Annotated in this window: 9 protein-coding genes; 2 read left to right on the plus strand and 7 right to left on the minus strand. The window is 53.0% G+C overall.

Annotation, left to right across the window (positions count from 1 at the left end; translation table 11 throughout):
• Positions 1-45 precede the first annotated feature (45 nt).
• Positions 46-1755: an AsmA family protein gene (locus tag A1SC_RS05770; RefSeq protein ID WP_016262718.1), complete on the minus strand. Its 1710-nt coding sequence runs from the start codon at positions 1753-1755 to the stop codon at positions 46-48.
• 120 nt (positions 1756-1875) lie between these two features.
• Entirely contained in the window at positions 1876-3267 is a 1392-nt protein-coding gene (xanP, locus tag A1SC_RS05765) for a xanthine/proton symporter XanP (protein ID WP_001517446.1), read from the minus strand.
• A gap of 278 nt (positions 3268-3545) precedes the next feature.
• On the opposite strand from xanP, the gene gltS reads away from it, so the two are divergent.
• Entirely contained in the window at positions 3546-4751 is a 1206-nt protein-coding gene (gene gltS / locus A1SC_RS05760; protein WP_000468834.1) for a sodium/glutamate symporter, read from the plus strand.
• Positions 4752-4753: 2 nt separating this feature from the next.
• Positions 4754-5620, plus strand: a complete 867-nt coding sequence (locus A1SC_RS25240) for a hypothetical protein (protein ID WP_016249417.1) — start codon at positions 4754-4756, stop codon at positions 5618-5620.
• Here the strand turns inward: A1SC_RS25240 and recG are convergent.
• Genes recG through gmk form a run of 5 tightly spaced genes read right to left on the minus strand, consistent with a single transcriptional unit; the run spans position 5605 to position 11468 of the window.
• Positions 5605-7686 (minus strand): ATP-dependent DNA helicase RecG, encoded by a 2082-nt coding sequence (gene recG, locus A1SC_RS05750; RefSeq protein WP_001517447.1) that lies wholly within the window; start codon positions 7684-7686, stop codon positions 5605-5607. The two genes, A1SC_RS25240 and recG, sit on opposite strands and share 16 nt — an antisense overlap.
• 5 nt (positions 7687-7691) lie before the next feature.
• Complete coding sequence (trmH, locus tag A1SC_RS05745; RefSeq protein ID WP_001070171.1) at positions 7692-8381, minus strand: tRNA (guanosine(18)-2'-O)-methyltransferase TrmH; 690 nt, start codon at positions 8379-8381, stop codon at positions 7692-7694.
• Between the two features lie 6 nt (positions 8382-8387).
• Positions 8388-10496: a bifunctional GTP diphosphokinase/guanosine-3',5'-bis pyrophosphate 3'-pyrophosphohydrolase gene (gene spoT, locus A1SC_RS05740; RefSeq protein ID WP_000280466.1), complete on the minus strand. Its 2109-nt coding sequence runs from the start codon at positions 10494-10496 to the stop codon at positions 8388-8390.
• Positions 10497-10514: 18 nt separating this feature from the next.
• Positions 10515-10790 (minus strand): DNA-directed RNA polymerase subunit omega, encoded by a 276-nt coding sequence (gene rpoZ / locus A1SC_RS05735; RefSeq protein WP_000135058.1) that lies wholly within the window; start codon positions 10788-10790, stop codon positions 10515-10517.
• Between the two features lie 54 nt (positions 10791-10844).
• Positions 10845-11468 (minus strand): guanylate kinase, encoded by a 624-nt coding sequence (gmk, locus tag A1SC_RS05730; RefSeq protein ID WP_001517448.1) that lies wholly within the window; start codon positions 11466-11468, stop codon positions 10845-10847.
• Positions 11469-11557 lie beyond the last annotated feature (89 nt).

An 11557-nucleotide genomic window follows, 5' to 3' on the forward strand; every position in this document is an offset into this window, starting at 1 on the left:
GAAGAAATACCGGGTACGTCTGTGTCGTACCCGGCGAGATTGATTTTACTGTACCGGCTCCGTCGATGTAACTTCACCACTGGAAACCACGCCAGCATTCATGGTTTGGGTCACTTGTTGTTTTTCAGCATTTACGGCGTGGAGCTGTCCGTTAACCGTGGGTTTTAGCGGTGCATCGGCCTGAATATCGCCGCTGGCGGTGAGCTGAATATTGCCATCTCCAGTGATGGGTAATTCTGGCCATCCCCATTGTTGCAAAATATTTACCGGTACACCGCGTCCGTTCAGGCTGATATGGGTCTGGCGCTGCGGCGTTTGTGAGACGCTGGCAGTGGCTTCCAGAATGCCTTTCTCGGTAAACGCGCTAAGTTCGCTGATATTCACCGTGCTGCTGTTGGCGGTTAGCGCCAGCGACGGGCGGCGCACATCAACACGATTGAATGTTGCAGCGGCAGCATTCAGATTTGCCGTGCCACTCCAGACGCCCCACTTATGATCGGCTACCAGTGTCAGATTCGCGCCGTAGCCATCCAGCGCTGTGAGCTGCCACGGGAAGGCTGGGTCAATATCAATGATTAGATTGCGGCTGGCGCTGAATCTCTTCAGTTGCAGAGTGTTTAACCAGGCGGGAGTTTGCTGCATCCACAACTGTTGCCAGTTTTTAGGTAAGGTATATTCCAGTCCAACAATCGCTGCATCGTCGAGGATCAGCGTTTTTCCATCGCGCTGCCAGTTTCCTGACGTTCTGACCATCCCCCCTTCCCAGCGGCTGGTGAACTGGCGCAGCGCTACGCCTTGCGGGGAAAATTCCGCGTTTATAATCGGGTCAAATAAATGCAGCGAACCATAAATAAACTCGCTGGCGTTCATTGACAGCTTGCCTTCCTGTGTCTGCCAGTCATCTTTAATAAAGGTCATATTGCGCAAGCTGAGATCGAGATCGGTCACCGCCCAGTCCGGGCCTTGCAGGCGGGCGTCGATCACTTCCAGGCGGCCAATCTGCAATGACGGGACAGAGCGCAAGGGCGCAAAGAAGTCGGTGAGCGATTTTTCGCTTTGCAGACGGATATCCGCCAGGCGCAGATTTTCCACCTGCCAGCTACCGTCGGCGTTACGCTGCGCATTTCCGGTTAATGTCCCGCGGGCGATGTCGGCACCCAGATTAGTCAGTGTGACGCGATCGTTATCAATATTCCCTTCAATCAACACATTGGTGGCAGGAACATCATTGAGCGACAGAGAGCCAGCACTGAACTGAATTTGTGCTTTTGAGCCTAGTACTTTACCGGCTTCCGGCGACCACGGAACGACGCCGCCATTGACTCGCTGTGCGCTAAGATTCCACTCGCTATTGGGACTGTTAAATGCCATATCACGCAGTTGCAAACGATCCGCTTTAAACGGTAGCGGCGCGGTCTGGTCGGTGAGATTCAGCGTCCCGTTTTCCAGCAGGATAGTATCGACATGCCGTGGCTCGCTCAGTTGCCGACTACTTAGCGCGATATCGACACTTTTTGCAACCAGAGTGGCGGGTTGACCATCACGACCGAATGTGACGTTCTCCAGCAAGATATGAGACGGCGCGGAAAAACGGTGATCCATCGCCCCGAAGGCCAGATGATAGTCGCTATTCTCGGAAATCCATGCGCTGATATGCTCTGCTCCCCAGCGGGTTTGCAGAAGGAAATAGAGGCCAACTATCGCCACTAACAGCGTGATGAAAATGTAGAGAAGCAGCTTCCCAATAAATTTCATGGTCTTCCATCCCGTGAAATGCACATAAGGGAGTTATGCACGATTTACGCGCATTCCTCAAGGCAGGAATGGAGAAAGAGAGTGGTTACGGCGGTAAAGAATTTTACCGCCGCGAGTAAATTACTGCTTTTCTGGCGGGAAAATCAGATTCAGTACAATGGCAGTGATACCGCCAGCGGCAATCCCGGAGGAGAGCAGATTTTTCAGCCAGTCAGGGGCAAACTGCAAAATCAGTGGCTGCTGAGAAACACCCAGACCGACCGCCAGCGACAGGGCAATAATCAGAATCGCCCGACGGTTCAGTGGCTCACGAGAAACGATACGCACACCGGATGCGGCGATAGTACCAAACATCACCAGCGTAGCGCCGCCCAGAACAGGTTCGGGAATGTGTTGGACAAAACCGCTCACCGCAGGGAACAGGCCCAGCACGATCAACATCAGCGCCACGACAAAACCGACATAACGGCTGGCAACACCGGTCAATTGGATCACACCGTTGTTCTGCCCGAAGCAGGAGTTCGGGAAGGTGTTAAACACCGCCGACACAAACGAGTTCAGGCCGTTTGCCAGCACGCCGCCTTTCAGACGTTTCATGTACAGTGGGCCAGAAACCGGTTGTTCGGAAACGTCGGAGGTGGCTGTGATATCGCCAATAGTTTCCAGTGAGGTGATCATAAAGACCAGCATCAGTGGTAGCAGCAGGCTCCATTCAATACCAAGTCCGTAATAGAGCGGCGTTGGCACCATAATCAGCTCTTGCGTCATCGGCTCGTTGCTTTCTGGCAACATGTCCATAAACCACGCCAGTGCATATCCTGCCGCCATTGCAATCACCAGCGAGGCTACGCGTAAGTAGGGGTTACGTTGGCGATTAAGCAGGATGATTAAAGCTAAGACCACGCCCGCCAGTAGCAGATTTTTCGGTGCACCAAAGGTGTTATCGCTCATGGCCGCATAACCGCCACCAATGGATGTTAGCCCAACCTGAATCAGTGACAGGCCAATAATCATCACCACGACGCCGGAAACCAGCGGCGTAATAATGCGGCGCGCCAGATGCAGAACGCGGGAGATAACCATTTCGGTGCAGCTTGCCAGCATCAGTGTGCCGAACAGAGCCGCCATCATCGTAGGAACATCGGCACCACCGGTCTTCAGCGCTGTTCCGCCCATAATCAGCGGAGCAACGAAGTTAAAGCTGGTGCCCTGAATAGACAACAAACCGGAGCCAACCGGACCCCAGGCTTTAATTTGAATAATTGATGCCACACCAGAGGCAAACAGCGACATACTAATAATGTGTTGCGTGTCCTGTGCTGGTAAACCCAGCGCCTGGCAGATTAACAATGCTGGCGTGATTACCGCGACAAACATCGCCAGCAGGTGCTGACAGGCGGCAAACAGAGTTTGAGCAAGCGGCGGACGATCTTCAAGACGGTAAATCAGTTCGCTGTTTTGAGTCTGCGCAACCGGTTGCGCATTTTCTGACTCGAAGGTGGAAACAGACATCGAAAACAATCCCGTGGTAGCAAAGCGGGCATTTTAGCTGACCGAAAGGCAAAAGCAAACGTTTGCCAATCATTCTTCTAAATATTTAAATGCGATAAATGCACTTTTTTATATAACTTTTGGTTGTTTTCTGCTTAAAATCCATGCCATTTTTTTATTTTCAGCTAAGAATTCGAACCGGGAAAGCATGACTCGATACTCGTCATATTTCGTCTTACTATGATTGCGCGATGAAGTATGACGAGTATGAAGAGTGGTGCGGATACAAAGGAGTAACTATGTTTCATCTCGATACTTTAGCAACGCTTGTTGCCGCAACGCTGACGTTGCTGCTCGGGCGCAAGTTGGTCCATTCCGTCTCCTTTCTGAAAAAATACACCATACCAGAACCGGTTGCCGGAGGGTTGTTGGTGGCACTGGCTCTGCTGGTGTTGAAAAAAAGCATGGGCTGGGAAGTTAATTTTGATATGTCCTTGCGCGATCCATTAATGCTGGCTTTCTTCGCCACCATTGGCCTGAACGCCAATATTGCCAGCCTGCGTGCCGGTGGACGCGTAGTGGGGATTTTCCTCATTGTGGTTGTTGGTCTGTTGGTGATGCAAAATGCCATCGGCATTGGCATGGCTAGCCTGTTAGGGCTTGATCCGCTGATGGGGCTGTTGGCGGGGTCTATTACGCTTTCTGGCGGTCACGGGACCGGCGCAGCGTGGAGTAAATTGTTCATTGAACGTTATGGCTTCACCAACGCGACGGAAGTGGCGATGGCCTGTGCGACGTTTGGTCTGGTTCTGGGTGGGCTGATTGGCGGCCCGGTGGCGCGTTACCTGGTGAAACACTCCACCACGCCGAACGGCATACCTGATGACCAGGAAGTCCCCACCGCATTTGAAAAGCCCGACGTAGGGCGCATGATCACCTCGCTGGTACTGATTGAAACTATCGCGCTGATTGCTATCTGTCTGACGGTAGGGAAAATCGTTGCGCAACTTTTGGCTGGCACTGCTTTTGAATTGCCAACCTTTGTTTGCGTGCTGTTTGTGGGCGTGATTCTGAGCAACGGCTTGTCAATGTTGGGCTTTTACCGCGTCTTTGAGCGCGCGGTATCCGTACTTGGTAACGTAAGCCTGTCGCTGTTCCTGGCGATGGCGTTGATGGGGCTGAAACTGTGGGAGCTGGCTTCGCTGGCGTTGCCGATGCTGGCGATTCTGGTCGCGCAAACCATCTTCATGGCGTTGTACGCTATCTTTGTCACCTGGCGCATGATGGGGAAAAACTACGATGCGGCGGTGCTGGCCGCGGGGCACTGTGGTTTTGGCCTTGGTGCAACACCAACGGCAATCGCTAACATGCAGGCGATCACCGAACGTTTTGGCCCTTCACATATGGCCTTCCTGGTGGTGCCGATGGTCGGTGCGTTCTTTATCGATATTGTCAATGCGCTAGTGATTAAGCTGTATTTGATGTTGCCGATTTTTGCCGGTTAAAAATGAAAAAGCGTCGGAAGGAGCCGGAAACGCTACGTGAACGCTGTCGCCATATTTTTGGTGACGAGCCGCCAGTGCTCTGTGTATGGGAAACGGAATTTGATTACGCAGATGCTGAACTCAAGGCGCTGGCGGCTAAAGAGTGGCAACAGATCAGCGAATGGGATTTGAGTGCTTACTATGTACTCAATCTCGTTTATAACGAACCGATGCAAATAGAGCTGTTTCGCTATCTGTTTCCGCTATGCCTGGCGCAATGGCATGAAACCGTTTTAGCTGGCGGTTATGGTGATCACTTCGAAGAATCCTTAATGAAGGCATTGCGTCGGCCCTATCTCTGGCAGGAGATGATGAATGCTTCCCAACGCCAGCAGGTACGGCAATTTTTACTGGAAACCGCGTTGCAGCGTATGGATAACGAGCGTGGTTTCAATTATGTTCTTTGCTGGCTGGCGGTGCCCAATACTCTGGGCGGGGCCGCGCCGTTAATTCATTCTCTCTGGTCACACTGGTGGGCGCTGGATACGCCGGGAAAAGCGGTGTGTGCTATTCAGTATGCCGCGCATCTTATTTATCCCATAGAAGCCAATCCGTTATGGTCGCAAGAATGGTTAGGCTGGGGACATCCATTAGGTCATAAAGATGGCTGGTCCTCTGAGAATCGCGCTTTTCTTCGCCAGATGTTAACACCTGAAATGATTGTGGCTGGCGTACAGGCAGCGGCTGAAATTCTGCGTGGTGAACCGGAAGGCGCAATGGCGGCGCGAATTGCGCAGGATGCGTATGAGGCAGTGGATATCATCACTATCCAGATTGAAGATTTACTGCGTGACTTGTCTTGTGATGAGTCTGGTCATGCGTTGGAGTAACGTTCCGTCTCCGGCATCCAGCGTTCTATCAGGGCTTTTGCCTGCTGGGGATAACGTTCGTGAATATGGCGTGCCAGGCGCTGAACTTCCGGGATCATCGCCTGATCGCGCAGCAAATCAGCCACTTTAAACTCTGCATTGCCTGTCTGGCGCGTGCCCAGCAGTTCACCAGGGCCGCGAATCTCTAAATCTTTTTGCGCAATCACAAATCCGTCGTTGCTGTCGCGTAGCACTTGCAGGCGGACTTGCGCCGTTTTGGAGAGTGGTGTTTTGTAAAGCAGAACACAGTGAGAAGCCACCGCGCCACGACCTACGCGCCCGCGCAACTGGTGTAACTGCGCCAGACCCAGACGCTCCGGGTTCTCGATAATCATCAGGCTGGCGTTGGGGACATCGACGCCTACTTCAATAACAGTCGTCGCAACCAGCAGGTGTAGTTCACCTTGTTTAAACGACGCCATCACCGCCTGTTTCTCGGCAGGTTTCATCCGCCCATGAACCAGACCGACGTTCAGTTCCGGCAGCGCCAGTTTTAACTCTTCCCAGGTAGCTTCCGCTGCCTGCGCTTCCAGTAATTCCGATTCTTCAATCAATGTACAAACCCAGTACGCCTGACGACCTTCCGTTATGCAGGCGTGGCGCACGCGGTCGATAATATCGTTACGACGCGTATCAGGAATTGCCACTGTCGTCACTGGCGTGCGGCCTGGCGGCAGTTCATCAATGACCGAGGTATCGAGATCGGCATACGCAGTCATTGCCAGCGTGCGGGGGATCGGCGTGGCGGTCATGATCAACTGATGAGGATGAAAGCCCTGCTGCTGGCCTTTCTCCCATAACGCCAGGCGTTGATGCACGCCAAAACGATGCTGTTCGTCGATAATCACCAGCGCCAGACCGTTAAACTGTACCTGTTCCTGGAAGATAGCGTGGGTGCCGACAATCATCTGCACCTGACCGCTGGCGATGGCTTCTTGCTGTGCCAGCCGCGCTTTGCCCTTCTGTTTGCCCGCCAGCCAGCCCACTTCGATACCGAGCGGTTCAAACCAGTTGCGGAAATTATTGGCGTGCTGTTCGGCAAGCAATTCGGTTGGTGCCATCAGTGCCACTTGTTTGCCGTGAGCGATAGCACGCAGCGCAGCGAGAGCGGCAACCAGTGTTTTACCGGAACCTACATCGCCCTGTACCAGACGCATCATTGGCACATCCAGCGCCATATCGCGCTCAATCTCCGCCACCACACGCGCCTGCGCGCCCGTTGGCTTGAACGGTAAGGCAGCGAGCAGTTTGTCCTTCAGCGCGTCACTGGCGCTAAGCGGCTGAGCATGAAAACGTTGGGCACCGGCGCGTAACGCTAACATGCTGAGGTTGTGCGCCAGCAGCTCTTCCAGAATAAGACGACGCTGTGCCGGATGCCGCCCGGTTTCCAGATCGCTGAGCTGTAGTGTTGGCGGTGGACGATGCAGGGTGCGCAAGGCTTCCGGCAGCGTCATCATTCCTTGTGACAGTTCCGGCGGCAGCAGTTCTTCAATGGCGCAGGTGTCGAGCAGATCCAGCGCCTGATCGGTCAGTTTGCGCAGCGTTGCCTGTTTTACACCTTCCGTTGTTGGGTAAACCGGGGTGAGGGTTTCCTGTAACTCCGGAGTACTGAGATCGCCCTGTACGCGGTATTCCGGGTGGATCATCTCCGCACCATATTTACCGCGCTTTGCTTCGCCATAGGCCAATACGCGTCGACCTGTCGCCAGGCTATTTTTCATCGCGGCGTTAAAGTTGAAAAAGCGCATGGTGAGAATGCCGGAACCGTCGCTAATCTGACAGGTCATCATCCGGCGACCGCCGAAGGAGATATTGCAGTTCAGTACTTCGCCTTCCACCGTGGCATAAATGCCCGGCAACAGCTCACCTATGGGATAGAGATGGGTGCGATCTTCATAGCGCAGGGGAAGGTGTAACAGTAAATCCTGCACGGTATGCAGGTTGATTTTCGCCAGTTTGTTACTTTGCGCTGCGCCCACGCCCGTTAGGGAACTGAGCGGGACAGCATCTAACAGGCGACCTTTCATAGCGCTTACCCTGCGGCCTGCATGGTAGCCCACCACTCAGCATCGGCTTCAATCTCGCCTTGTTGATTGACGTGGGGGTAGGGCAGGCCTTTGCGTTTCGCGACTTTAGCCAGCACCGGATAGCCACCTTCAAACAGCAGGCGTTGTTGCTCTGCTTCCGGCAACATACTGTTTTCACGCAGATACATACCCGCGTTTTGCCGCTGACGCTGGGCTTCGTAAAGAATAAGTGCGGAGGCGACGGAGACATTAAGCGACTGCACCATGCCGATCATCGGAATGATGATGTCCTGATCTGCCAGTTCTAATGCTTCCTGCGTGATGCCCGTTTTTTCCTGTCCCATTAAAATACAGGTCGGGCGGGTGTAATCGATTTCGCGAAAATCGACGGCTTTATCAGAAAGGTGGGTTGCCAGAATCTGCATACCCTGACCTTTCAGGTGGGCGACTGCATCGCCAATGGTGCGGTGTGTTTTCACCTGTACCCAACTGTTACTACCAGCAGCAGCCGAAGCCATGGTGCGCATCCGGCTACCAGGCCAGACAGCGTGAACTTCGTGTACGCCAACGGCATCTGCGGTACGAATGATCGCAGAAACGTTATGGGGTTTGTGAACCTGTTCCATGCAGACGGTCAGGTCAGGCTGCCGCCTGGCGAGCATTTCGCAGATGCGTGCATAACGTGTTGGGTTCATAAAACATTAATTTCTGTTTCGGGTGACTTTAATTACGTCTGGCATTACGCGGATTTTGCGCATGATATTTGCCAGATGTACGCGGTCACGTGCGGTCAGACGAATAAAGGCACTGTAGACGCGACCATCTTTCTCTTCTGTATTCAGACTTTGAATATTGGAATTAGTGGTGTTGATCGCTGCTGTCAGGTTTGCCAGTGCGCCCTGATGGTTGAACATCTCAACTTTTATTTCGGTGATGAACTCCTGCGCCGTCTCTTTATCCCATTCCACAGCCATAAACTTCTCTGGCTCTTTCTGATAGCCACGGATGTTACGGCAGGATTCATGGTGGATCACCAGACCCTTACCGGGGCTGACGTGGGCGATAATCGGGTCGCCAGGAATTGGGCGGCAGCATTTCGCAAAGGTGATCAGCACGCCATCGGCACCTTTGATCGGCAGATGCCCGTGACTTTGGGTCGCTGGTGGAATAGAGGCGTCACCATGTTGCAGATTTTTCGCGACCACCACGCTCATTGCGTTACCAAGGCCAATTTCAGCCAGCAGATCGTCAAGCGTTGCCAGCTTCATGCGGTCCAGTTCGCGCTGGATATTCTCCTGCGGAATTTCATTCAGCTTGCGGCTGCCACCTAATGCATGGTTGAGCAGACGGCGACCGAGGCTTACGGAATCATCACGCTTGAGGTTTTTCAGCAACTGGCGAATTTTGGCGCGCGCTTTCGAGCTGACGACAAAGTTCAGCCATGCGGCATTCGGGCGAGCGCCCGGTGCGGTAATGATTTCAACGGTTTGACCACTGGAGAGCGGCTGCGATAGCGGGTACGGCTGGCGGTCGACGCGCGCGCCCACGCAGGCGTGACCGATATCGGTATGCACTGCGTATGCGAAGTCGACAGGTGTGGCACCGGCAGGCAACTCGACAATGCGCCCTTCCGGTGTGAAAACGTAAATCTCATCCGGGAAGAGATCGGATTTAACGCTCTCGATAAATTCGAACGAGCTGCCGGCGCTTTGCTGCAGCTCCAACAGGCTCTGCATCCAACGCTGGGCGCGGATTTGTGCAGTAGTGCTGGTTTCGCCGTGCTCTTTATACGCCCAGTGCGCGGCAACACCCATCTCCGCCATCTGGTCCATATCTTCGGTACGAATCTGGACTTCAACCGGAACGCCGTGCGGGCCAATCATTGAGGTGTGTAAAGACTGATAGCCGTTCGCTTTTGGGATGGCGATGTAGTCTTTCACGCGCCCCGGACGCGGCTTGTACAGGCTGTGCATCTGACCGAGCACGCGATAACAGGTATCGGCATCATGGACGATTACGCGAAAAGCATAGATGTCCATGATCGAGTGAAAACGCTGCTCTTTGAGCACCATTTTGCAGTAAATCGAATAAAGATGTTTCTCGCGACCACTGACACGGCATGGTATTCCCGCTTCCTGCAAACGCCCTTCGATTTCAGAGAGGATTTTTTGGATCATCTCTTTACGGTTGCCGCGTGCAGCTTTCACCACTTCTTTAATCACGCGGTAGCGGTTGGGGTACAGCGCTTCAAAACCCAGCTCTTCGAGTTCGGTTTTAATGTGGTGGATACCTAAACGGTGTGCCAGCGGACTGTATATTTCAAGGGTTTCACGGGCGATGCGGCGACGTTTGTCCGGGCGGAGTGAGCCCAGCGTGCGCATGTTGTGGGTACGGTCTGCGAGTTTGATGAGAATGACGCGGATATCTTGCACCATCGCCATAATCATCTTGCGAAAGTTTTCGGCCTGCGCCTCTTTCTTATCGCGGAACTTGAGTTTATCAAGTTTTGACACCCCCTCTACCAGTTCGGCTACGCTTTTGCCAAAAAGCTGTTCCATGTCCTGGTAGGTGGCGGGAGTATCTTCAATCACGTCATGAAGTAGCGCCGCCATCAGCGTTTCATAGTCGAGTTTCATCTCGGCCAGAATGCAGGCAACCGCTACCGGGTGCGTGATATAGGGTTCACCGCTTGAACGTGTTTGCCCCTCGTGAGCATCACGTGCAACGAGATACGCCTGCCGCAGACGCTTAATTTGGTCTTCCGGCAGGTAGTTTTGAATCAGTTGATTCAGGCTTTCAAACAGATACAAGGGCGACCCGCTTTGTGATTAACGACGACCTTCAGCAATAGCGGTAACGGCTTGTAATTCAGCGGCTTCCTGCTCTTGCTGTTCCTGGCGTTCGCGAACGTCGAGGATCTGGTTGTTGATCAGACCTTCTTCGATTTCGCGCAGCGCGATTACTGTAGTTTTATCGTTTTCTTCCGGTACTAGCGGATCCTTTCCGCCTACCTGCATCTGACGAGCGCGACGCGCGGCGACCAGTACCAGGTCAAAACGGTTACCAATTTTCTCTACAGCGTCCTGAACAGTTACGCGTGCCATACTTAAAAAGCTCCACAGGTGAAGAAATGACTGGGCATGATACTGAAAGAAGGTTCAGTCTGCCAACAATTTGCTGATTAAAGCGTCATGACGTTGCTTTTGGCGACTCATGCGCAAGCGTTCGGCGCGAATAATGGTCTTCAAATCGGTCAATGCGGTATCGAAGTCATCATTCACAATCAAATAATCATATTCGGCGTAATGGCTCATTTCTGCAACTGCTTGCGCCATACGCTTTGCAATGACCTCTTCGCTGTCCTGACCGCGACCGCGTAGACGGCGGTCCAGCTCGATTTTGGACGGCGGTAAAATAAAGATACTACGCGCATGCGGCATCTTCTGGCGAATTTGCTGCGCACCCTGCCAGTCGATATCAAGAAAAACATCCACACCGCTTGCCAGTACTTGCTCAATGGCCTCGCGCGAAGTGCCGTAGTAATTACCGAACACTTCCGCGTGCTCAAGGAATGCATCTCTGCTAATCATTTCTTTAAATTCATCATGATTAACAAAAAAGTAATGCTCACCGTGTACTTCACCAGGACGCGGTGCGCGCGTGGTGTGTGAAACAGAAACCTGGGTGTCATACAACGGTTGGGTTTTTAATAAAGCCTGAATCAGGCTGGATTTACCCGCGCCACTGGGGGCAGAAACAATATAAAGCGTGCCTTGAGCCATGAGTATCTTTCGTATGTGATTAGCGAAATAAAGCCTACATACGAGCTTATTATACACGGCGTGGCCATGTGACGTAGCCCTTGCTCACA

The organism is Escherichia sp. KTE52 (assembly GCF_000408325.1).
GTDB lineage: Bacteria > Pseudomonadota > Gammaproteobacteria > Enterobacterales > Enterobacteriaceae > Escherichia > Escherichia marmotae.

What these genes read in the sequence shown, in the direction of transcription:
- A1SC_RS05770 (WP_016262718.1), bottom strand. Translation starts at nt 1,755, where the DNA reads ATGAAATTTATTGGGAAGCTGCTTCTCTACATTTTCATCACGCTGTTA.
- xanP (WP_001517446.1), bottom strand. Translation starts at nt 3,267, where the DNA reads ATGTCTGTTTCCACCTTCGAGTCAGAAAATGCGCAACCGGTTGCGCAG.
- gltS (WP_000468834.1), top strand. Translation starts at nt 3,546, where the DNA reads ATGTTTCATCTCGATACTTTAGCAACGCTTGTTGCCGCAACGCTGACG.
- A1SC_RS25240 (WP_016249417.1), top strand. Translation starts at nt 4,754, where the DNA reads ATGAAAAAGCGTCGGAAGGAGCCGGAAACGCTACGTGAACGCTGTCGC.
- recG (WP_001517447.1), bottom strand. Translation starts at nt 7,686, where the DNA reads ATGAAAGGTCGCCTGTTAGATGCTGTCCCGCTCAGTTCCCTAACGGGC.
- trmH (WP_001070171.1), bottom strand. Translation starts at nt 8,381, where the DNA reads ATGAACCCAACACGTTATGCACGCATCTGCGAAATGCTCGCCAGGCGG.
- rpoZ (WP_000135058.1), bottom strand. Translation starts at nt 10,790, where the DNA reads ATGGCACGCGTAACTGTTCAGGACGCTGTAGAGAAAATTGGTAACCGT.
- gmk (WP_001517448.1), bottom strand. Translation starts at nt 11,468, where the DNA reads ATGGCTCAAGGCACGCTTTATATTGTTTCTGCCCCCAGTGGCGCGGGT.